General features: G+C 37.2%; 15 protein-coding genes. 8 read left to right on the forward strand and 7 right to left on the reverse strand.

Going from position 1 to position 23,026, the window contains the following annotated elements:
- Positions 1–116 precede the first annotated feature (116 nt).
- Entirely contained in the window at positions 117–1,880 is a 1,764-nt protein-coding gene (locus FVB9532_RS03565) for a fibronectin type III domain-containing protein (protein WP_150543830.1), read from the reverse strand.
- Positions 1,881–2,078: 198 nt separating this feature from the next.
- On the opposite strand from FVB9532_RS03565, the gene FVB9532_RS03570 reads away from it, so the two are divergent.
- From FVB9532_RS03570 to FVB9532_RS03585, 4 genes are all read left to right on the forward strand, one after another.
- On the forward strand, positions 2,079–4,610 hold the full coding sequence (locus FVB9532_RS03570) for an alkaline phosphatase family protein (protein WP_150543831.1): 2,532 nt from the start codon (positions 2,079–2,081) through the stop codon (positions 4,608–4,610).
- A 41-nt stretch (positions 4,611–4,651) separates the two neighbouring features.
- Positions 4,652–6,661 (forward strand): alpha-ketoacid dehydrogenase subunit alpha/beta, encoded by a 2,010-nt coding sequence (locus FVB9532_RS03575; protein WP_150543832.1) that lies wholly within the window; start codon positions 4,652–4,654, stop codon positions 6,659–6,661.
- Between the two features lie 123 nt (positions 6,662–6,784).
- Positions 6,785–7,270 carry a lipocalin family protein gene (locus FVB9532_RS03580; protein WP_150543833.1) on the forward strand — a complete coding sequence of 162 codons (486 nt, stop codon included), beginning with the start codon at positions 6,785–6,787 and terminating at the stop codon, positions 7,268–7,270.
- 20 nt (positions 7,271–7,290) lie between these two features.
- Positions 7,291–7,986, forward strand: a complete 696-nt coding sequence (locus FVB9532_RS03585) for a YiaD family glycine zipper/OmpA-like lipoprotein (RefSeq protein ID WP_150543834.1) — start codon at positions 7,291–7,293, stop codon at positions 7,984–7,986.
- 75 nt (positions 7,987–8,061) lie between these two features.
- On the opposite strand, the gene hpf is transcribed toward FVB9532_RS03585, so the two are convergent.
- A complete protein-coding gene (gene hpf, locus FVB9532_RS03590; protein WP_150543835.1) occupies positions 8,062–8,367 on the reverse strand; it encodes a ribosome hibernation-promoting factor, HPF/YfiA family in 306 nt (101 codons plus the stop codon).
- A gap of 183 nt (positions 8,368–8,550) precedes the next feature.
- On the opposite strand from hpf, the gene FVB9532_RS03595 reads away from it, so the two are divergent.
- Positions 8,551–10,518 (forward strand): aconitate hydratase, encoded by a 1,968-nt coding sequence (locus FVB9532_RS03595; protein ID WP_150543836.1) that lies wholly within the window; start codon positions 8,551–8,553, stop codon positions 10,516–10,518.
- Positions 10,519–10,602: 84 nt separating this feature from the next.
- On the opposite strand, the gene FVB9532_RS03600 is transcribed toward FVB9532_RS03595, so the two are convergent.
- Entirely contained in the window at positions 10,603–11,007 is a 405-nt protein-coding gene (locus FVB9532_RS03600) for an arsenate reductase family protein (protein ID WP_150543837.1), read from the reverse strand.
- A gap of 148 nt (positions 11,008–11,155) precedes the next feature.
- Between FVB9532_RS03600 and FVB9532_RS03605 the strand changes: the two genes are divergently transcribed.
- Positions 11,156–12,271, forward strand: a complete 1,116-nt coding sequence (locus FVB9532_RS03605) for a DEAD/DEAH box helicase (protein WP_150543838.1) — start codon at positions 11,156–11,158, stop codon at positions 12,269–12,271.
- Positions 12,272–12,469: 198 nt separating this feature from the next.
- Here FVB9532_RS03605 and FVB9532_RS03610 read toward each other — a convergent pair whose 3' ends face one another.
- Complete coding sequence (locus FVB9532_RS03610) at positions 12,470–13,306, reverse strand: OmpA/MotB family protein (RefSeq protein WP_317132282.1); 837 nt, start codon at positions 13,304–13,306, stop codon at positions 12,470–12,472.
- A 198-nt stretch (positions 13,307–13,504) separates the two neighbouring features.
- Here FVB9532_RS03610 and FVB9532_RS03615 point away from each other — a divergent pair, with 198 nt between their 5' ends.
- On the forward strand, positions 13,505–14,158 hold the full coding sequence (locus tag FVB9532_RS03615; RefSeq protein WP_150543839.1) for a hypothetical protein: 654 nt from the start codon (positions 13,505–13,507) through the stop codon (positions 14,156–14,158).
- A gap of 184 nt (positions 14,159–14,342) precedes the next feature.
- Here the strand turns inward: FVB9532_RS03615 and FVB9532_RS03620 are convergent, their stop codons facing one another.
- Positions 14,343–15,251, reverse strand: coding sequence for a cation diffusion facilitator family transporter (locus FVB9532_RS03620; protein ID WP_150543840.1), 909 nt, complete (start codon positions 15,249–15,251; stop codon positions 14,343–14,345).
- 479 nt (positions 15,252–15,730) lie between these two features.
- Between FVB9532_RS03620 and FVB9532_RS03625 the strand changes: the two genes are divergently transcribed.
- On the forward strand, positions 15,731–16,243 hold the full coding sequence (locus tag FVB9532_RS03625; protein ID WP_150543841.1) for a DUF4251 domain-containing protein: 513 nt from the start codon (positions 15,731–15,733) through the stop codon (positions 16,241–16,243).
- A gap of 965 nt (positions 16,244–17,208) precedes the next feature.
- Here FVB9532_RS03625 and FVB9532_RS03630 read toward each other — a convergent pair.
- Both FVB9532_RS03630 and FVB9532_RS03635 read right to left on the reverse strand, forming a co-directional pair.
- A complete protein-coding gene (locus FVB9532_RS03630) occupies positions 17,209–18,921 on the reverse strand; it encodes a patatin-like phospholipase family protein (RefSeq protein ID WP_150543842.1) in 1,713 nt (570 codons plus the stop codon).
- 322 nt (positions 18,922–19,243) lie between these two features.
- The gene (locus FVB9532_RS03635; RefSeq protein ID WP_150543843.1) at positions 19,244–22,978 is read right to left on the reverse strand and encodes a glycosyl hydrolase; all 3,735 of its coding nucleotides are present in this window, start codon (positions 22,976–22,978) and stop codon (positions 19,244–19,246) included.
- Positions 22,979–23,026: the final 48 nt, after the last annotated feature.

Genomic DNA, 23,026 nt, shown 5'->3' on the forward strand with positions numbered 1-23,026 from the left:
TTATATTTTGAAGTAAAACAAAATTAACTAATTATATTCAATTTAATGTGTTAATCAAAATATAAAAAGAGCTTACGAATGGTAAGCTCTTTTTAGTTAAAATAAATTCAAGTGAATTATTCTTTAATTATTTTAAAATTTTTACAGATCTTATTTTTGTAAACTTTAATGAAATAGGTCCCTTTTTCCAATAAGCTCATATCTAATTCCGGATTAATTTTATTTACCTGAACTTGATAAACTTTTTGTCCTAATAAATTATAAATCTCTATGGCTGTAATACTGTTTTTAGATTCAATAGTTAAAATTGAAGAAACCGGATTAGGATAAAGACTTAAATCATCTAGACTTTCAAAATTCCGAGTAGATAAATTATCCGTAGTAAAAGTTTGTGGTCCTTCCCAATCACTGGAAGTTTCGGAAGTACACATAGTCTGTACGTAGATGTCATAAGTTGTTTCTGGATCCAATCCTTCAACAGTAGCATTCAGCATACCTGTTCCTACAGATCCGGTAGCAATAGGCGTATCGGTATCAATATTGGCTCCTTCAGCAAATACCGCCCAGTCATAGCCGTCGGTTTCATCTGGGGAAGCTGTCCAAGAAAAAGTCACACTATTCTCGGTAATAGTATCAACCGTCAAGGCCGTAGGAGCGGCACAAGGTATGGTCTCTGTAGTAAAAGTTTGTGGTTCTTCCCAATCACTGGAAGTCTCGGAAGTACACTTAGTCTGCACATAAATATCATATGCTGTTTCTGGATCCAATCCTTCAACAGTAGCATTCAGCATACCTGTTCCTACAGATCCGGTAGCAATAGGCGTATCGGTATCAATATTGGCTCCTTCAGCAAATACCGCCCAGTCATAGCCGTCGGTTTCATCCGGGGAAGCTGTCCAAGAAAAAGTCACACTATTCTCGGTAATAGTATCAACCGTCAAGGCCGTAGGAGCGGCACAAGGTATGGTCTCTGTAGTAAAAGTTTGTGGTCCTTCCCAATCACTGGAAGTCTCGGAAGTACACTTAGTCTGCACATAAATATCATATGCTGTTTCTGGATCCAATCCTTCAACAGTAGCATTCAGCATACCTGTTCCTACAGATCCGGTAGTAATAGGCGTATCGGTATCAATATTGGCTCCTTCAGCAAATAACGCCCAATCATAGCCATCGGTTTCATCCGGGGAAGCTGTCCAAGAAAAAGTTACAGTATTCTCTGTGACATTATCAACAGTAAGAGCAGTAGGAGCAGCACAAGAAATATCTTCTCCTTGATCTCCGGCTAATATTCCTGTATTAGGAGTGGCCTCATACGCAAAATCTTTTACAATAAAAGAAGAATCTTCATTTACATCGAGTCTTACCCAACCATAATGGGTTTCTCCACTAATATCGAATTTTACCCCTAGATATTTATCAGTGACTCCTACCCAATTTCCATCATTCACAGAATAGGTATATCCAAAGTAAGAAAACCCATAATTCCAGTTTAAAGAATTGGTATTGGAGTTATTAAAAAAAACCCCATCAGCATTGGAACTAATCATATTTCCGGAATTTAAGGCGTAGGGATAGGTAAAACCACCAGAACCACTCCCTAAAACTTCATTATCACCTTGTGGGTTTGCGTATAAGGCTCTTATAAAAGAACTAAAGTAATACGATTGAGAACTACTCACACTATTTTGCAAGATAATATCATCCACACCATCGTTATCAAAGTCAATAGCATAAGAACTTCCTAGACTACCGGAATAATCCGGATTCACATCAGTATAAATAACTTGACTATTAGCCTCACTTAATCCGGTAAGTGCCACGGCTAAAGAGCCATATTGCCCTAAGCGTTTCGAGAGTTTGTTGGAGTAATTTTTTTTCATAACATAAAGAGATAAGTTTTATTAAAATTACAATAATCTTATTAAATTATGTTAATTTAGATTATCAATTTAAATGTATGAATGGAAAAAGTTACAAAATCACAATGAAGGGTTCGCTGGGAATTCTTGCTTTAGGTGATGTAGGGTTGATAAAGTGGCGTAAAGTAAGGGATGAAAAATTAAAAGATAAGCGAAACCATGAAAAAAAATAAGCTCTTATTAATTGGTTGGGATGCAGCTGATTGGAAAATAATTGGTCCATTAATAGCAAAAGGGCAAATGCCAGCCTTAAAAAAGCTTATAGATAAGGGAGTGTATGGAAATATGAGCACCATGAATCCTCCATATTCACCTATGCTTTGGTCTACAGTTGCTACTGGAAAAACTCCCGACAAACATGGAGTTCTTGGTTTTATAGAACTTCACCCAGAAAAACAAGCCATTAGGCCTGTTACGGTAACTTCCAGAAAAAGTAAAGCATTATGGAATATCTTTCATCACGAAGGCTTAAAAAGTAATATCGTAGGATGGTGGCCCAGTTTTCCGGCAGAGCCTATTAACGGAGTAGTAGTTTCAGATAAATTTCAAAAAAACCTTAAAGCCAATCTAAGAAATCAGGATTTACCGGAAGGTACTGTATTTCCTCAAAAAATGGCCAAAGAGTTAAAAGAACTCCGCTTTTTTCCTGATGAAATTACAGAAGCCCATATTCTTCCTTTTATTCCTAAAGCTGCTCAATTGGATATGAAGGATGAGCCTACTAAAAAACGTTTAAACGCATTTGCGAAAGTGTTGGCAGAAAACACTTCGGTGCATGCTGCTGCGACTCGACTTATGCGAACCACCGAATGGGATTTTATGGCAGTTTATTATGATATGATCGATCATTTTTGCCATGGCTTTATGAAATTTCATCCTCCTAAACTCCCGCAAGTTCCTCAGAAACTTTACGAATATTATAACCAAGTAATTGTTAGTGCATATCGTTTTCAAGATATGATGCTAGAACGAATGATGGACTTGGCCGATAAGAACACGTCGATTATTGTCATGTCAGATCACGGCTATGAATCTTCTACTAAGAGAATTTTAAAAATGCCTAAATATCCCGCAGCTCCTGCTTTAGAACATCGGAGGTTTGGAATGTTTGTGGCTTCCGGTCCCGGTATAAAAAAGAATGAAAAAGTGTATGGTTTGAGTTTAATAGATGTAGCTCCCACCATCCTTCATTATTATGGTTTACCCATTGGGAAAGATATGGACGGTAAGCCGATGTTAGAGATTTTTGAAAAGCCTAAAAAACCTAAGTATATAGAAAGTTGGGAAAATGTGAATGGAGATTTTGCAACCCATACTTCCATTTCTGGAGAAGATGCTTTATCAGATCAAGATACGATGGAACAACTGATGGAGTTAGGCTATATTGAAAAACCCGATGCTAAAATTGAAACCGCTATTTTTAAAACCAAATGTGATATTAAGCATAATTTGGCTAGGGTTTATATGGGCAAAAAAGATTTTGAAAACTCCAAGAAAATTCTATTGGAACTTATTGAAATCAAGGATGAAAAGATTGATTTAATTCCTTTTTATATGGATCTTATGACCATCAGTATGGAGCAAGAAGATTTTGCTAAAGCCGAAGAGTACATGCTTACGCTAAGATCACTAGACCAAAAATTTAAAGTAAATACAAGCCTGGTAGAGGCCAAGATTTTACTTTCAAAAGGTAAAATCAATACAGCTATTCAACTACTCGAACAAGTTGAACAAAAAAATACAAAAAGTTCAGCCATATCATTAGAGCTGGGAAATGTCTATTTTAATATAGACAAGCTTCCTTTGGCATTAAAAGCTTACGAAAAGGGATTAACCATAGAACCGGACAATGCCAAACTACACAACGGAATGGCTAAAACCTATTTTCAGCTAGAAGAATATGAAGAGGCAGCCGATCATGCCCTAACAAGTATTGAGTTAGTGAGGTATTTTCCGGAAGCTCATTATATGTTAGGAAGATGTTTAGAAAAATTAGGCGATGATGAAAATGCAAAAATTGCTTTTGAAACGGCTAACATGCTTCAACCGAAAATGTATAAAGCAGAGCAAGCTATTGAAAATATAGAATTTCAATCAAGCAATGATTCACAAGAAAGTTCTCCTCAAGTTTTTGATAACGAAATTGTCGTGGTTTCAGGATTACCAAGATCTGGAACCTCGTTAATGATGCAAATGCTTGTGGCGGGCGGAATAGACCCACTAATTGATGAAAAGAGAAAAGCAGATCATTCCAATCCTAAAGGCTATTTTGAGTATGAACCAGTCAAGTCGTTGGCTAGAGATAATTCGTGGCTAGACAAGGCACAGAATAGATCGGTAAAAATTGTGGCTCCATTGCTAAAGTTTTTACATCCTAAATACCGATACAGAATTCTATTTATGACACGGGATTTAGAAGAAATTATTACTTCCCAACAGGTGATGTTACATAAAGACATCAAAACATTACCGGTAACTCTTTTTAATTCCTATAAAAGAGAGCTTGAAAAGATAAAACTATTTGAAAAGCAACATCCAAATGTCTCGATTAAATATGTGGATTATAAAGAAGTTATTCATCATCCTGAAAAAATGAGTATAGATATTGCTAAGTACCTGAATAAGGAATTAAATACAAAGTCTATGTGTAATTGTGTCGATAAAAAACTATATAGAAATAGGAATGTTTAAGGATATTATTATAATTTTGATAAAAAACATTTCTAAAATTTATGAAATTGGTAACCACCACTCAAGATTCAGTATTAAATTTCAGCAGCTTTCCTATTTCAAAAGACTTACAATTAGAACTTTATAAACGATTATTAAAACCACGTTTAATTGAAGAAAAAATGCTGGTTTTACTTCGGCAAGGTAAAATCTCCAAATGGTTTAGCGGCATTGGCCAAGAAGCTATTTCAGTGGGAGTAACTTCAGCTTTAAAAGATGATGAATATATTTTGCCCATGCACCGAAATTTAGGAGTCTTTACTTCCAGAAATATTCCGTTGCATCGGTTATTCTCTCAATGGCAAGGAAAAAAAAGTGGTTTTACTAAAGGAAGAGATCGAAGTTTTCACTTTGGAACGCAGGAGTTTAAAATTGTAGGAATGATTTCGCATTTGGGTCCGCAATTAGGCGTGGCCGATGGAATTGCCCTAGCCGATAAACTGAGGAACGAACAAAAAGTAACGGCTGTGTTTTCAGGAGAAGGAGGGACCAGTGAAGGAGACTTTCATGAAGCCTTAAATATCGCTTCCGTATGGCAATTACCAGTCCTGTTTTGTATTGAAAATAATGGTTATGGACTTTCCACACCGACCAATGAACAATACTTCTGTGAACATATTGCTGATCGCGGGAAAGGTTACGGAATGGAAGCGCATATCATAGACGGAAATAATATTTTGGAGGTTTACCAAAAAGTAAATGAAATTGCCGAAAGCGTTCGGGAAAACCCTAGACCTATTCTTCTAGAGTTTAAAACCTTTAGAATGCGGGGTCACGAAGAAGCGAGTGGTACTAAATATGTTCCCCAAGAATTGATGGATACTTGGGAAAAGAAAGATCCAATAACCAACTTTCAGAAATACCTACTGGAAACCGAAGTCTTAACCGAGGAAGAAGATTTAAAATTCAGAAAATCCATCAAAAAAGAAATCAATGAGCATTTAAAGATGGCTAATGCTGAAGAGGCGATTGTTTCTACTTTGGAAGCAGAATTAAAAGATGTTTATGCGCCTTTTAGTTTTAACGAAACAAAACCAACTTCCATTAAAAAGGAAATACGTTTAATTGATGCCATTAGTGAAGGCTTAAAACAATCACTGCAAAAATACGATAAGCTGGTCGTGATGGGACAAGATATTGCCGATTATGGTGGTGTTTTTAAAATTACCGAAGGTTTTGTAGATGAGTTTGGCAAAGACCGTATAAGAAATACACCTATCTGTGAATCAGGAATAATTTCTGCTGCCATGGGACTATCCATTAACGGAATAAAATCGGTCGTCGAAATGCAGTTTAGTGATTTTGTTTCTAGCGGATTTAATCCGATTGTCAATTATTTAGCTAAAGTTCATTACCGCTGGAACCAACAAGCGGATGTTGTTGTTAGAATGCCTTGCGGCGCAGGAGTAGGAGCGGGGCCATTTCACAGTCAAACCAATGAAGCTTGGTTTACCAAAACTCCTGGACTAAAAGTAGTTTATCCTGCTTTTCCTCAAGATGCTAAAGGATTATTGACAGCCTCCATTGAAGATCCCAATCCGGTTTTATTTTTTGAACATAAAGCATTGTATAGAAGTATTCGCCAAGAAGTTTCGGTAGACTATTTTACCCTTCCTCTAGGTAAGGCAGCTCATTTAAGAGAAGGAAAGGCGGTAAGTATAATCACTTATGGAGCCGGTGTACATTGGATATTAGATTACTTGGAAGATCATCCGGAAATCGATGCCGATGTGTTGGATTTAAGAACGCTTCAACCTTTAGATGAAGAAGCCATTTTTAATTCGGTAAAAAGAACAGGAAAAGTTTTGTTGCTTCAGGAAGACTCGATGTTTGGAGGAATTATGTCTGATATCTCCGCATTAATTTCAGAACACTGTTTTGAATTTCTAGATGCGCCTATTAAAAGAGTGGCCAGTTTACCAACACCCATTCCTTTTGCTGCGAATTTAGAAAAAGAATATTTAGCCAAAAATCGTATTGATAGTACTATTCAAGAACTTTTAGACTATTAAGTTCTTAGCTAAATTTTAACAATTTATAGTTAAACATTCTTAATTATTATCTGAAAGAATGAAGCTGGATTTAATTTTGATAGCGATTATATAAACTATTTTATAACCAATCATTTTTAAATTATGAAAAAAGTTTTTTCCGTAGTTGCCCTATGTCTACTTCTTGTTGCTTGCGGTACTACAAAAATTGAAAGACAAGCTGAACGTACTTTCACGGGAGATTGGACGCTTACCGATATTACCTATCCCAACAGTTCAGGATTTGTAGATGTTACTCTATTTCAGGATGCTTCTTCTAATTGTTTTAGAAACTCTTCTTGGAATTTTATCAACAACAACAATAAAGGAACCTACACGCTCAGCGGTGCTGATTGTATGGGAGGAACCCGAAATTTTGTATGGGCGGTAAGGGAAGAAACCCCAGATAGCGGTCTTTACGATTTTACCTTAAAACCAGTACAAGAAGGAGAAAATGCACGTAAAATAAATACCGGTTTTAAATTAAACTTAGTTTCTTTAAATGAAAATAACATGGTTTGGGAGCAAACCGTTTCTTACGAAGGACAACCGTTTAAAATAAGAATGAACTTTATAAAATCTAATTACTAAATCAACTAAAAAACGATATTATGAAAAAAATGGCAAATAAATCTTTAGTGATAATTATGGCTTTATCACTTGTATTTTCAAGTTGTGATGCTATAAAAAACGCTAATAATTCACAAAAAGGTGGAGCTATTGGCGCTACCGGAGGTGCTGTAATAGGTGGTGTTATCGGTAATAATGTGGGCGATGGCAACAATACTGCTTTAGGAGCAATTATTGGTGGAGTTGTTGGTGGTGCCGCCGGAGCTTATATTGGAAATAGAATGGATAAGCAAGCGCAGCAAATTGAAGAAGAAGTTCCTGGTGCTGAAGTAACTAGAGTAGGAGAAGGGATTAGCGTAACCTTTGATGAGAATAGTGGTGTTTATTTCGCAACCAATAAGTACAACATCAATGAAAAATCTCAAGAAACTTTAAACAAATTGATTAGTATTTTTCAAGAATATCCAAACACCAATGTTTTAGTAGAAGGTCATACCGATAACACCGGTGCCGATAGTTATAATATGACACTTTCAAAAGAAAGAGCTCAGGCAGTAACTAACTACTTAACCAGTCACGGTTTATCTGCCGGAAGGTTTACTACTAAATGGTATGGAGAAACTCAACCAAAATATGATAATTCTACCGTAGAAGGAAGAGCAAAAAATAGAAGGGTAGAGTTAGCGATTGTAGCCAATGAAGAAATGAAGGAAGAAGCTAAGCAAAAAGCTAATTAATTAGAAAGTAATATTTATTCCATAAAAAATCCGCTGAAAATATTTCAGCGGATTTTTTGTTTTTGTTGGGTTATATTAATGATGCGTTTGCATCTTTTCCTTTTTCTTTTGAAGCTGAGTTTTCAATTCAGAAATTGTTTTATTAACCGCCATATCAAAATTTTCTTGGTTTGCCGAAGCAAAAATTTGAGGGCCGGGAACGCTTAACTGAATTTCGGCAATTCTACCTTCTTCTTTTATAGAAGAATTTTCAGTTTTAAAATAAACATCTGCACTAACAATAAAGTCAAAACGCTCTTTTAATTTATTAAGTTTTTCTTTTGTAAACTCTTCTAATCGCTCGCTCGCACTAACGTGAACGTAATTAAAATTTGTATCCATAGTTAATTATTTAAATTCAATTTAAAGATACGATTTCACCAACTTTAATCCTAAATTTTTAATATGGATTTAGGAAGATTTTACCTCAAAAAGTACACATGCTTAAAAACTTGTTAAACGCCATTCATTACCAGTGAGGAATACTTAAATTAAGGGGAAAATTAACTAAAAAGAAAAACCAAAATGGCAGCATTAAACGTCACCCAAAAACTCATTAATGATCATTTAATTGAAGGCGAACTTATTCCCGGTAAAGAAATTGGTATAAAAATAGATCAAGCTTTACTACAGGATGCCACCGGAACTTTAGTTCAATTAGAATTAGAAGCGATGGGATTAGATAGGGCCAAAACCGAAGTCGCCGTTCAATATGTAGATCATAATTTACTGCAAACCGACTTTAAAAACGCCGACGACCATTTATTCTTAAAATCTGCCGCTCAGCGATTTGGCTTATGGTTTAGTCGTCCCGGTAATGGGGTAAGTCACCCAGTACATATGGAACGCTTTGGAAAACCCGGAAAAACCTTAGTAGGTTCAGATAGTCACAGTTGTGCTGCCGGTTCGTTGGGAATGCTTGCCATAGGTACAGGAGGATTAGATGTAGCTGCAGCCATTGCGGGACAGCCTTATTATGTGAAAATGCCTAAAGTAATGGGTGTAAAATTAACAGGTAATTTACCAGATTGGGTAAGCGCCAAAGATATTATTTTAGAAATGTTACGCCGTCATGATGTAAAAGGGGGCGTTGGAAAAATTATTGAATACTATGGTGACGGACTAAAACATTTAAGCGCTATGGATCGTCACGTTATTGCTAATATGGGAGCAGAGTTAGGAGCTACGACCACTGTTTTCCCTAGTGATGAAGAAACCAAACGCTTCTTAAAATCTCAAACCCGTGAAGAGGATTGGATAGAACTAAAAGCCGATGAAGGATGCGAATACGATTTGCATGATGAAATTGTGTTAGATGATTTGGTTCCTTTAATTGCGTTACCTACCAGTCCCGGAAATGTGGTTCCTGTAAGCGAAGTTGCCGGTAAAAAAATAAGTCAGTGTGTCATTGGTTCTTCTGCAAATCCCGGTTTACGTGATTTTTGGATTGCCGGCGAAATCGTAAAAGGAAAAGCGGTTAATGCTGAAGTAAGTTTAGATATTAACCCTACTTCCCGACAAATCATTCAGAATATGATTGATATTAAAACCTTTGGAAATTTAATTACCGCCGGAGCGCGTTTTCACCAAAGTGGTTGTATGGGATGTATAGGGATGGGACAAGCGCCTGCCAGCGGAACCATTAGTTTAAGAACCATGCCTAGAAACTTCCCGGATAGAAGTGGAACCAAAGATGATCAAGTCCATTTATGTAGTCCCGAAACAGCAGCTGCTTCTGCATTAACCGGAAAAATTACCGATCCGCGTGATATGGAAAAACTATATGATATGAACTATCCGGAATATGTAGATCCCGAGATTCATATTATCAATACCGATATGTTGGTCGCACCACCGGAAGATAATGAAAATGTAGAATTACAAAAAGGTCCTAATATTAAATCGCTACCTCATATCGAAGAATTAAAAGATTCAGTAGAAGTTCCTGTATTATTAAAAATGGGTGATAATATTTCTACCGATGAGATTTTAAAAGCAGGAGCAGAAGTATTGCCATTAAGAAGTAATCTACCAGAGATTAGTAAATATGCGTTTACCGTTATCGATGAAACTTACTACGATCGTGCGATGGAAACAAAAGATAAATTTGGCGGACATATTGTAGTCGCTGCTGAAAATTATGCGCAAGGATCGAGTAGGGAACACGCTGCCATTGCTCCTAAATACCTAGGACAAGTAGCGGTAATTGCGAAAAGTTACGCCAGAATCGCTTGGCAAAATTTAGTGAATTTTGGGATTCTTCCTTTAGAATTTGAAAATTTAGAAGATTACGATAAGTTTGAACAAGGCGATACGATTAAATTAAAAAACTTAAGAGCGTCGGTGAAAAACCGTGATACTATTGAAGTTGAAATTATCAAGGAAAACGGAGATTCTGTGACGGTTCCTACCAAACATACGATGAGTGATCGACAAATTAGGGTATTGCTAAAAGGTGGTATTATCAACGATTTTAAAGAGAAACTGAATTAAATTTCTAACATTTAATTCAAAGAAAAAGCCTGAAAATTAAATTTTCAGGCTTTTTTATTTCTTTCAATGATTCAGTAATCATCATTAAGGCTGTGGGATTTCCCCGGTATCGGCATCAAATAATACTTTCAAATCATTAGACTGTTTTACTTGCACTGCACGTTCGCCTCTTATTCCAATAGGAAATACCAAGGTTTCAGGATGTTTTTCCAAAATTTTAATCGCATCATTTTCATCCACTTCTACATGATCATCGCCATACATTTCTTTAAAAATAGGGTGATCTTGATCTATTAATTTATCTACAGTAACGCCTAACATTTCAGCTATTTCAGCCCATTCTGTTCCGGTAATGTTAGATTCCAATAAGTCAATAGGGAGTACTTTTAAGTTAGAAGACTCGGCATGCGCTCTCACTTTTCTTCCTAAATCACTTTTTGAATCATAATATACAATTAGTTGTCGGTCGTTTTTTGCTAACACGGTCATATTATTTTTTTAAATTATGCTTCAAGTAAAGATTAAATTGGCAATTAGCCAATGACTTTATCATTTTTTTAGCAAGTTAAAGGATTAGGTATAAAATTCCATTCCTTAGCAATTATAAACGTAACTTTGCGCCAAGAAAACAAAACTTATGCAGACGTTTCAACAATTAGGAATTCATAAAGACTTCGTTAAAGGATTAAATGAATTAGGGATAGTTAACCCTACTGAAATTCAAGAAGAAACCATTCCTGAATTATTAAATAAAAATACCGATTTTATCGGGCAGGCACCTACGGGAACCGGTAAAACTGCCGCTTATGGATTACCCATTTTACAGGACATTGAAATCGAAAATAAGGTGATTCAAGCCTTAATTTTGGCTCCCACAAGAGAATTGGCACAGCAAATAAAAAAGCAGTTGTTTAAATTCACCAAATATGTAGAGGGCAAAATATTTACCGAAGAAGTGTATGGAGGTGAGAAAATCCAAATCCAGATCAATAACCTAAAGCGTCCTACCCACATTGTCGTAGCTACCCCCGGAAGATTGTTAGATTTAATTGAACGTGGTGCGGTAAATTTAAAACACATTAAAACCCTAGTCTTAGATGAAGCCGACGAGATGCTGAGTATGGGCTTTAAAGAAGATTTAGATAAAATTTTAAAATATACCGGAAACTCCAAAAACACCTGGTTGTTTTCAGCTACTATGCCTGCCGAGCTTGATCAGTTGATTAAAAAATACATGTCTCCCAAAGCGATAAGGGTAGAACCAAAGAACGATTTAATCAATAAAAATATTACCCATCAATATATTCAGGTTTCCAGAACCAATAAAGATGATGTATTGATCAATTTATTGGACCAACATCAACAAGAACGGGGAATCATTTTTACGAGAACAAAAGCCGGCGCTCAAAAATTAGTAAAAAGCCTAAAAGACGAAGGTTTTTCAGTAGAAGCCTTGGAAGGGAATATGCAACAACGCGATCGTGAAAAAGTGATGCGCGCTTTTAAAAAAGAAAGCCTTCAATTTTTAGTTTCTACCGATGTTTCCGCACGTGGAATAGATGTCAATAACCTGGCTTTTGTGATTCACTACCAATTACCGGAATCTTTAGCCTATTATACGCACCGAAGCGGAAGAACGGCTAGGGGAGGAAACTCCGGAATTTCTATTGCACTTATTTTACCGCATGAACTTCCACAGCTAAAAGAAATAGAACAAAAACTTCAGATAAGCTTTAAGGAGAAAGCCTTATAAATACAGACTGAGTGAAATCTTTATTTGAAATTCAAATGATCAACAAAAAAGGGAAAGCTAATTAAAGCTTTCCCTTTTTTGTTGATGGTTATTTGCTAGTGCTCATCAATGATAAAATTATCTATCGTCATTTGAAAATGTTCAGGTCACTATGAGATTTCGTGTCCAACACGGAATGACGAAAAGATAATCAATAACTTACCCGTTAGACTCCAGCATGGCCAAGAACTTATCTAGGTTAGGTAAGATAATAATTCTGGTTCTTCTGTTTTTATCTCTCCCTTCTCGGGTTTCATTATCGGCAACAGGTTTGTAACTACTTCGGCCGGAAGCAATCAGTTGTTCACCATTCACTCCATAGTTATCTTGTAATACTCTTACTATAGAAGTGGCACGACGTACACTTAAATCCCAGTTATCTTCCAAATAAGAATCCTCTACAATCGTTTGGTCATCGGTATGGCCTTCCACCAATACTTCCATCGAAGGTTCAGATTTTACTACTTTTGCGATTCTTTTCAATAAATCATTAGCACGTGGACTTACCCAATAGCTTCCGCTTTTAAACAATAGTTTATCAGAAATGGTAATTTGTACGACGGTCTGATCTACGTTAATATCAATTCCTTCGTCTTCACCTTCATTTAGGGATTTGGTTAGATTATACGAAATCGCTACATCTATACTGTCACTTAAGGTTTTCGCATCTTTTAGTTTTTCAGGATCTACCTTAGCTAAGGTTTTACGCATGGCTTCTTTATTCTTCACCGACATCGCAGCGATATTATCAACCATCTCTAATTTGTTATCATTTTCTTCCTGCAAAGAATTGATTTTAGCATAGTAATTAGAAACCTTTTGCTGAATTTGCGCATACTTATCTTCGCAATCTTCTTTATCTACACGAGTTTTCATCAATTCACTCCGCGTATTATCCAATTGAGTTTCCAGTTCTGTATATTTCTTTTTAGAAACACACGATCCCAATAAGAGGCTCATAGAAATGGTAGATACCAATACAACTTTTTTCATCATTTGTTTTTTTTAGTTACAAGAACGAAGTAATGGGTTTAGGTTCTTAAAAAAAGTTTGCAAAACCTTATACTTTTGTTAAAAGTGAACTGTAGAAATTCTACACACCCTATGAAATCGCTTATTTTTGGTAAGATTATTGATTCTTGTTTATTAAAGAAAACTTAATTCTTAGTATTTTTGAACTATACTTAAAAGCTTATGAAAGTTATTATTTTATTACTCCTTGCTGTGTTTAGCTTTGGTTCAGTACACGCACAATTTGATAGTCCTACTACAACGACTAGCGGAAATTTATTAAACTCGAATGAAATCAATACTTCTACGCGGCGAACCGCCCCAAGTTTAAGCAAACGGAATTACAATTTTTACAAGCGACCAGAACAAGCGACCTTAGATGAAAAAGAAGAGAAAGTAGATATTTCTGAAAATGAAGGTTTTATAGAACCAGAAATTGATTTTAATCCTAAATACGCTCAAAAGCCGGGAAATGAACGTAAAATGAGTGAAGAGTATAAGCAGAACCAATATTTAGGCGATTTTAAAACCAAAAGCGGTGAAATAAAAATTATCTGTCGGGACCATCAAGCCGTCGATGGTGATTTGGTACGGGTTTATCAAGATGGGGAAGTGGTGGCCGATAAAATTTACCTGGAAGCTCGTTACAAGACCATTTATATGAAGTTAAAAGAAGGTTTCAATAAAATAGAAGTAGAAGCCCTTAACCAAGGACAATCGGGTCCTAATACCGCACAATTTCAGGTATTGGATGAAAGTGGAAACGTGATCACTTCCAACGAATGGAATTTAGCTACCGGTTACAAAGCTTCTTTTATCGTGGTAAAAACCCCCTAATACATTTTTTAGAAGAAAATTATTCCTCAGCTCCGGTGAGGTAGTAGAAGGGGAGGCATCATTGCACTCAGAGTAAATTACTAGCTTCAAGCCCTATTCTCGATACCAAAATCGTAACCGATGAACCGATGGTCTTGAAGTCAACTCGTAACCTAAACTAGAAGTTTTATAGTCCTTTGAAATCTTATAGCTTATTGGTGGTCTGGATATAGACTTGGGTGATTTTAGGAACTTCCTGCTTAATTTGATTTCGAAGTCCTTCCATCACTTGTTCGGCTTTTAGTAATTCTAGACTATCCTCTAAATCTACTTCCACAATCAGCAAAATACTTTCCGGACCAAAATGCATGGTCTGCGGTAAACCAAACTCTACCACGTGGACATTGTTTTCTAAAATGTTTTGTACTTGTAGCAATACTTCCGGACGAGCACTTTCTCCCAGTAATAAACCTTTGCTTTCATGGGCCAAGAAAGTAGCTACCGTTAACAAAATTGCACCAATGGCAATAGAAGCGATTCCATCGATATATGGATTCTGTAGCCATTGTGATAACACTACGCCAATAAGCGCTACCGCTAATCCGATCACAGCCGCAGTATCTTCAATGATCACAGCAAAGGTGGCCGCGTCTTTACTTTGAACAATACTGGAGATTAAGTTTTTAGATTTGGCGCGGGACTTATTAAAGGTTTTTAAAGCCAAGATAAGGGCAGTACCTTCAAAAATTAAAGCGGCGATGAGTACGATATAATTCCATGTAGGATCTTCTGTAATGTGTGGATCTTGCAAGGCGTGAATCCCTTCGTAAATCGCAAATCCACCACCGAGGGCAAAAATTAGGACGCTGACGACAAAACTCCAGAAATAAACTTCTTTTCCGTAGCCAAAGGGATGCAGCTTGGTGGGTTTTTGTTTAGAACGTTTAATCCCCAACAATAAAAGTAATCCATTACCCGTATCTACCAGGGAATGAATGCCTTCTGCTAGCATTGCTGAACTTCCTGTAAAAAAAGAAGCTGTAAATTTACTGATTGCAATTAAGAGATTGGCACCAATTGCCCCGTAGATTGCCACATTAGAATTTCCCGCCATCGTATAAATTAGTTTTTGCTCGAAAATACAATTTTATTTCTATTCACAAGTCATCGTCTGTTCCTGGGTTTTCCACAACATCATAAGAAATTCAGTTCGAGTGTTTTGCTATACGAAGTAAAGGAAAATGTATCGAAAATCTAACATCATTGTAAATTGTGACTAGTATAAATGTCGTTGAAATAGAAATTGAAATAGAAATTGAAATAGAAATTGAAATAGAAATAGAAGTCGAAGTTGAAGTTGAACTCGAAGTTGAATTCAAAAAATTCTGCTCACTGAAGACTACTAATTAAATATTAGCTTACTTCTAATTTCCAGAAGTCCTGTCTCGTTCAGGGCTTGTTATTTCATCTGTTCAAGTTTTTACTGCAACAAGGTGGAGGGAAAATGTATCGAGAACAAAATGAAAGTAAAACCAAGCAATAAAAATATCTTAAATACTTACTTAAGCTAGTAGAAGTTATTATCTTGTAAGTATGAAAAATAGAGTGAATTATATCCCGTTAATGCTCATAAGCTTATTCATGCTTGTGGCTTGTAAAAGCACCAACACTAGTGTTGATAAAGAAAAAAACTGGCAAACGGTGAAGAGCTTGGTCAGTGGAGGAGAGTTTGAAGTGGATAACCAATGGTTATATCCGTTGCGGGGCAATCAGATTAACTTAATAGGAAATCCTAATTACATACGGTTTTATAAAGATAGTGTAGATGTCTATTTACCATATTTTGGAGTACGTCAATTTGGAGGCGGTTATAATGAAAGCGGAATTAACTACAGCGGAAAGCCTAAAGATTTTTCTATGGTGATCCATGATGACATTCGGGAAATTGAAATTAGCTTTGAAGGAAATTATAAAACCGAAATCCTCAATTTTAAACTGAATATTTATCCAAGTAAAACCGTACGGACGTATGTACAATCATCACATCGGGATAATATTAGTTACCAAGGAAGAATAAAAGCCTTGGATAGTCTTGCTAAAGAATAATGCACGGAAACTGAGTTTAATCTTGATAAAAGATTTTGTACCGAAGGTTCGAATACGCTACTATCGAATTCAGCAAACTCATTAAAATCACCAGCATAAAGGAAAGGAGGAGTTAGTATCATAAAGAATATTTCTAGTTTCCGAAATATCCTATTTTACATAATATATATTATAGAACAAACTATACTAATAGGTATTTAGGCGAATAGCACTTTTTTGTGCTATTTTACATAGATGCAGATAGTAAATTATATCGATAGATATTATGTAAAAGCCTATTTGCTAATAGTAACTCCATAACCTCAATGTATTATTTATCTTAGAACTATATCATCAGCATTTATGTAACAGCCGATTAATAAATTTACCTTAGTGAATTATATTGCCTTCTTATAATTCTCGTGTTCTTCACCATTGCCCAGAAAATTTTAAATACGCGATTCTCAGCGATTGGAATTTATAGATTTTTCGTTATTCTAAATTTTAACTATAAGATGCTAGCATGACTTTTCGATACAACTAATGCTTCGTTAGTACTACGTATTATTCACTCAAAGTCGGGTTTTGTTTTGCTCTAATGTCATTCCTGCTATCTGACACAATTTTCAGTCGCAGAAAGAGCTCTTTCGAAATAACGTTTTCGTCATCCTGAACTGGTTTCAGGATCACATCCAATAAAAAACAAGTTCTATTTTACATAATATTATGGATTGACCTGAATACATTTAAGAAATAAAAATAAATCTGTTCGAATGATTTTGTGCCATGAAACAAAGCTAAATTTTATCGAGAACTTTATTTTCGCTTTAATCTCTATGCTCGATACAAAAATCGTAACCGATTTTTAACCGAATTGAGGGCTTGAAGTTCAACGAGTAAAATGTCCAGTTAGTTAAAGCCATACTTCTTTACTTCTACGAAGGCTTTAGTGGAGCTTAATCTTCCATAAGAATTCTAAAACCACCTTACTCCTCCACCATCCATAACGGGTTCTCGTTGAATTTGCTCCAAAGTTCCCGTAGCTGCTGCTCTAGCGGGATCAGTTCCGGAAACGGGAGTTCTTCTAGGCTTTCTTTGGCCATTCTCCCGAACATTTCATCAATTTCGCTACGGTCTTCGGTGCCTTTTTGCAATTCGATGATGTATTTTAAAAGGTTGTGGCAAACCGTAAATTGACCGCAGGCAATGAGTTTGTTCATGCGGTTCACCTTGATATCTTCTTCACTCCACCACAAGGTCGTAGGCATTTGTGTGGCCGTTAGTGCTACATCTTGCAATAATTTAGACGGTGGAGGTATCGCTACTTTATCGTCATCGTTACGCGTGTAAGAATTACGCTGCCCGTCCAATTCATAAATCATCGCTGTTGCTCTACGATGTTTGAGCTTACTGGAAGAATACAGCAGGTCATAATTCAAGCGGCGTATCTGATTCATGAATACATAGTTAATCATCGTAAAGGCACTGGACATGCGCTCGGCTAACATACGTTTGATCAAGGAAACCTTAAGGTTTTTAAGCCTTAGTATATCATCTTCAATAGGTTTGGGCACATTTTTCTCAAAGAGCACGGCAATTTTTTGTAGATAAGTATTTTTAACTACTGAGGCGATCAAGCCTATCATCGTCGCCAATATACTTGCTCCCAATAGCACCCCAAAAACGATGTAAATGGAGGCATAGGATCGCTCTCCGAACACATGCATATTATTAAGTATGAGCATAAGCAAGGCAATCAATCCGGGAATCCAATAGAGGGCACGGACTTTTAAATAATCTAAAACTTTTGAAACGGCATCTGTCAGGCTAACACCGGCGGCTGAGTGAGATTCATGGGAGGGCTCCCAGGCTGGCATCTGGTTCCCTCCTACATCATTGATCAGAATAAGATCTAACCTGCCGCCTTTTCTTTTATCGGCAAGGACCATGCTCCCTATTCCCTGATTGTCTGCGATGCCTCCATCCATCAAGCCGACTCCATCTTTAAAAACCTCATAGCTCTTGAGTTGTTGATAACTGGAATTGTTATGATCTTTGATATAATCGTCAGGGAAAACGAGCGGCGCAAAGCCTATGGGAAAACAAGACGAACTGGCAACGATATCCCCTATTTCAATCTGATCTTTCAAGGCTTTGATTTGACTCCTATAACTTTTGTATAAAGGACCATTTCCAAAATCACCTCTGTTCTGAAACCTATAGGTTAACCCATAGGTAAAATCGGTGGCGTTAAAGCAAACGGTATCAAATTGCTTAATATGATCTTTGTGAAACATCTCAAAGGTTCCTTCAAAGACTTCCATCTCTTGATAACACAAGGCAAAGGCATTGATCACAGAGCGCCTTTTATAGGCATTTTTTTTCCAAACCTGATCGTCCTTGAGTTTCTTGGTGGCATTTTCAAGAAGCTGATCATTGCTGGGTTCAAAGGTGGCATATAGCTTTTGGTAAAAATCGCTGAAAGGCTGATTCTTTTGAACCGATCTGGTGTATGCCGCTGCGAGTAAGGTTCCTCCACTCACAGAACTGATGGACTTAACAGCCTCCAGTAAGCTTTTTTCTTGGAATTCAATTTTATCAAGGACAGCAAGTACTCCCAACCCGTAAAAGGTTGCCCGATAGCCTCCCCCACTAAAGCAAAGACCAATTTTGTGAAAAGGTTTAAATTTTTCAGTCATAGTTGATTTATTATGCGGTTGAAATCAAATCGTATAAGATTCAATAGAAACCGCAGTTTACAAAATACCTCACAGAGGTATTTCTGTTTTATTGATGGGGGTAGAAAAACTAGGTATTAAAACCTTTGGGTAAGTTAAATGTACTAAAAAATTAATCATCAACCAATTCCCTTTTCAATTTCGCTATTCATTAAAGCGCAAATTCCCTAACGTGGAAGCTTATAGAACCAAGCATCCTATGGTATATAAGCAAAATAGCACCAAAGGTGCTATTTTAACTAAAAGCATAAACCGTATGCTTCCATAGGTATGGTCATAAATTTTATTTTTTAATAAACTTTTTGGTGATGGCTCCTTGCGCACTATGTATTTTAATTAGATAAAGCCCGTTAGCTAAGTTACTCACATCAATCGTATGTAAATTTTTCGCATCAAGTACCATTAATCGATTCCCGAGTAATGAAAATAGTTCTACTTTGAGTAATTGAATTGAATTGGATGTTAGATGTAAGGAACCGGTGGTTGGATTCGGGAAGATTTGGATGGTATCTAAATCAAATCCTTCCGTACCCAAGGTAGCCACTTGTTGTACGTCATCAAAATAGAAGGTAGAGCTTGCCGTTCCATCTCCTGTATTTCCATAATCAAACATAAATACCATTTTATCGTAAACCGTAGCCCCCAAACTTGAAAAATCCCAAGTTAAGGTTTCCCATTCTCCAGATTTTTGAGTGAGTACATCCAATTCTGAAAAGCTTCCTGCATTGGATTGCTGTTCAAGTTTCAAGCGTACTGTGGTATTTACGGGCGCACTCGTCCAAAGTTTTAAGGTAATATACCTATCGTTAGTAAAATCTAATCCTCCTTCTAAATTTAGGTAGGCTCCGGCCCATACATCACCTCCATCTCTCACCAACTTTGCCAAATGAGTACTGTTATTTCCCATGTTTTGAGGTGCGGTAACAGGTTCTACAGTCGCGGTCCCTCCATTAAAATTGAAAAAATCGGAAGTCACCGGTGTGGTTTCAAAATCAAATGGCAAACCTATCCCTGCTGTAGGAGCACATTCTAAGGAATTATAAGTAAACGTCATTCGACCCAGATTAAATTCTCCATTCGTGGCCGTTAACCTTAATACATGAATACCTGCGGTTAAATCAATAGTGGTCACTTTCGTATTCCAGTTTCCCCAATCGCCTGTAGTGGCTACCCCAATTGCCGGACTTACTTGCTCGCCATCAATTTCAAAATAGAAAGGTCCTCCTCCATTACTATTTCCTGAAGCATAACGCAAATCAAGGTCGTAACATCCTGTTGTTTGCACATCCACCGTGTATTCCATCCATTCCCCGGAAGAAATCCAACCTACCGTTGCACCTTCATTCGTTTCTTCTACAGCATCTACGTATTCATTGGGTCTAAATCCTCCTTGATTATCTAATGTGGAGTCGTAGTAACTGATGTTTTGGCCATTTCCTCCTTCAAAACTATCATAAGTTCCTGCTTCAATAGTTCCCGGTATTAAATGAGGGGTTCCCAAATAAGGCAACTGCTCCCCTACTTGAATCGTAATGAGGTTAGAAACCTTAAAATCAGTACCCACATAAATTTTAGCATAGAGGTGATGAATTCCCAAAGCGATCGTAGGAATCGTCCACTCATAAGGTGCGGTGGTATCTTGCCCTAACAAGGTATCCCCCATATAAAATTCAACTTTGGTAATTCCACTACCTGAAGTTTCAGTGCTAAGCATCACCGGGTCATTTTCATTTGCCTGATAAGTATCGGCAGAAAGTATGCCTGAAACATTTAAATCTCTATTGGTCGCCATGGAATTGGCAGGAACCTCTAGCATAAAACCATCTGAAAAGTTCACGGTAATGGGTGCATCTGAATAATTATGCGCTACATAGGTCATTTCTCCGTCATTGGAAAACGCCACCGCAATAGGATAATCGGCAGTAATCGAAGCATCTACGGGTCCTAGCACATTCATCGTATGAAGCCAATGGTAGGTTTGCGCATCGGAAATCCCAAATTTTAAGTTTCGATCGGGGTAAGAATTATATAAATCCAATGCTGCCGGAGCATCAATTAAAGAGAGGTACTTCCAATAGGTATCGTGCCATAGGTTGGGATTATCTTCGTTGCTTAACACGCCGGTGTTTGCTGTAATTTCTGTCCATAAAGATTGTGCATAGGCTTGGTTATGTCCTAAATAAAAGGAACCTCCGTGAATGGGATACATTTCTATTCCATAGGAGGCTGCTATATCACTGGTCCAGAAGGTACCATTGTCATAAGAATTACCCCAAACCCTCGAGACAAGGCTATATTGCTGTGAGGGTTGAAAATTACGTTCGTACATATCAAACCAATATTCCTCAATAGCGGTTTGCTCGGTAGTATAAATATAGATTCCTAAATCCCTGATGGCATTGTTTTCGGTAATGGTTCCCCAATGAATAAGTGAAGAGGCAAATTGCATACTTTCAGAGGTAGATTCTTGATCGTTTCCTTGAGGAAACGTAGCAAATCCATTGGCCCAACTGTGTCCGGCGTAAGGGCTGAAGTTTCTTAGAAATGGGAAAAGCGCATCATTTCTATCATCAGTCGCTGCGTCCCGAACCAATAAATTAATCATCGCTCCCCATTCGTTGACCCAACCTGGTTCAAATTGCTCCATAAACGCAGCGGCATGAATAAAATATCCCCAATGAAAATGGTGGTCGTTTATATTATTGTCTTGTCCATGCCCAGCCGGATAGCCTAACATCGAAGACCACGTATCGTTATAATAAAACAAAAAGGCCACTTCCCCGGCTTGATAGGTTAACCAATCTTCCAATCGTTCTTTGATGGTGGCTACCATTTTATCCCTCGCGACAAAATCCCCTGTTTGATCGGCTATTCTTGCGGTTTGGATCAATCTATTCATCACCTGCCCCTCATTATAGGAATCCGTCCAAGTTGCCAATTGATCATTTTCAATCGATGCTATTTTGGTATCCAGATCGGCAGGATTAAAATCCGGACTATAGTGGGCTAAATCAGGAAGGGTTGGCAATATCCCTTTAAATGTATTTTCTACCGTAAATGAATTTCCATCCAAGGTTTTTAACTCTCCTCTTACACTATCATAGCTATATTCATCTGGCGTGGGAGAGCCGGGAGCTAAATTATTCCATTGATGGGGCAACAATCCTAAGAGCATATGGGTATTTGTACCTTCTTTTACCTCGGTATCAACGCTGAAGGTGGTGGTCAATTTTGAATTCGATTCATTATAACTCCATGAAGAAGTGGTATTCGTGGGGAAAACATAGGCGTAATTTTTATACGCTTCAGCCACTGTACTCACATTAGTAGTACTCTGCGGTAACATGGCCATCGACCAATAATCGTTACCATTTAAGGTGGAAGTATATAGGTTCCCGGATTGGTTCCATGTGCTACCCGTTGGGGCATAGATCACAAAATCTGCTCCGTTGGTCGCATCGGTAACGATTAGGATTTCGTTGGAAATTGTGGGTGTTCCTGAATTGACTTTGATTTCTACGACAGCGTCATTATCCTTTTCAAAATAGAGAAAAGGCATCCCGATCCCGGAAGTGGCTTGTAACTCATGTGTACCATCATTCCAGTTCATGGTCACTGTCCAATCGGAATAATCGGAGGCGGTGGCCATGGAGGCGTTTAAACCGGTAAGCCCCACTTCTATGGGAGCCGAATCACCAATAGGTCCCCAAGGAATATAAGTGACGATTAATCCTTGATTTGTCGTTTTTAAGGTCATCGGGTAATTAAATAAATTATCCGCGTGATTTTCTTTAATTAATTTTGACCACCAATCATTCGTGGGGACAGGTTTTCCTACGGCATTGCCACTGACTTGTGGCGAACCGGAAGGAAATCCATTTCTACCGGCAGAATCTGTTCCGGGAAAGGTGTTGGTATAACTACCACTTTCCACGCTTACCTGAGCGGTAAGAAAAAAGGAGTTGGCTAGTAGAAAAAATAAAAATATTCTAAGGCTTTGGGTAAAATTAGTTTTCATATCGATGTGTTTATCATGGTACCTGCTAAAGTTCATGTATTCATGATG

The sequence above is a fragment of the Mesonia oceanica genome, from assembly GCF_902499555.1.
GTDB classification, from domain to species: Bacteria; Bacteroidota; Bacteroidia; order Flavobacteriales; family Flavobacteriaceae; genus Mesonia; species Mesonia oceanica.

Bases quoted from the DNA above. Each gene is read 5' to 3' on its own strand.
- FVB9532_RS03565 (WP_150543830.1), bottom strand. From the start codon at position 1,880: ATGAAAAAAAATTACTCCAACAAACTCTCGAAACGCTTAGGGCAATAT.
- FVB9532_RS03570 (WP_150543831.1), top strand. From the start codon at position 2,079: ATGAAAAAAAATAAGCTCTTATTAATTGGTTGGGATGCAGCTGATTGG.
- FVB9532_RS03575 (WP_150543832.1), top strand. From the start codon at position 4,652: ATGAAATTGGTAACCACCACTCAAGATTCAGTATTAAATTTCAGCAGC.
- FVB9532_RS03580 (WP_150543833.1), top strand. From the start codon at position 6,785: ATGAAAAAAGTTTTTTCCGTAGTTGCCCTATGTCTACTTCTTGTTGCT.
- FVB9532_RS03585 (WP_150543834.1), top strand. From the start codon at position 7,291: ATGAAAAAAATGGCAAATAAATCTTTAGTGATAATTATGGCTTTATCA.
- hpf (WP_150543835.1), bottom strand. From the start codon at position 8,367: ATGGATACAAATTTTAATTACGTTCACGTTAGTGCGAGCGAGCGATTA.
- FVB9532_RS03595 (WP_150543836.1), top strand. From the start codon at position 8,551: ATGGCAGCATTAAACGTCACCCAAAAACTCATTAATGATCATTTAATT.
- FVB9532_RS03600 (WP_150543837.1), bottom strand. From the start codon at position 11,007: ATGACCGTGTTAGCAAAAAACGACCGACAACTAATTGTATATTATGAT.
- FVB9532_RS03605 (WP_150543838.1), top strand. From the start codon at position 11,156: ATGCAGACGTTTCAACAATTAGGAATTCATAAAGACTTCGTTAAAGGA.
- FVB9532_RS03610 (WP_317132282.1), bottom strand. From the start codon at position 13,306: ATGATGAAAAAAGTTGTATTGGTATCTACCATTTCTATGAGCCTCTTA.
- FVB9532_RS03615 (WP_150543839.1), top strand. From the start codon at position 13,505: ATGAAAGTTATTATTTTATTACTCCTTGCTGTGTTTAGCTTTGGTTCA.
- FVB9532_RS03620 (WP_150543840.1), bottom strand. From the start codon at position 15,251: ATGGCGGGAAATTCTAATGTGGCAATCTACGGGGCAATTGGTGCCAAT.
- FVB9532_RS03625 (WP_150543841.1), top strand. From the start codon at position 15,731: ATGAAAAATAGAGTGAATTATATCCCGTTAATGCTCATAAGCTTATTC.
- FVB9532_RS03630 (WP_150543842.1), bottom strand. From the start codon at position 18,921: ATGACTGAAAAATTTAAACCTTTTCACAAAATTGGTCTTTGCTTTAGT.
- FVB9532_RS03635 (WP_150543843.1), bottom strand. From the start codon at position 22,978: ATGAAAACTAATTTTACCCAAAGCCTTAGAATATTTTTATTTTTTCTA.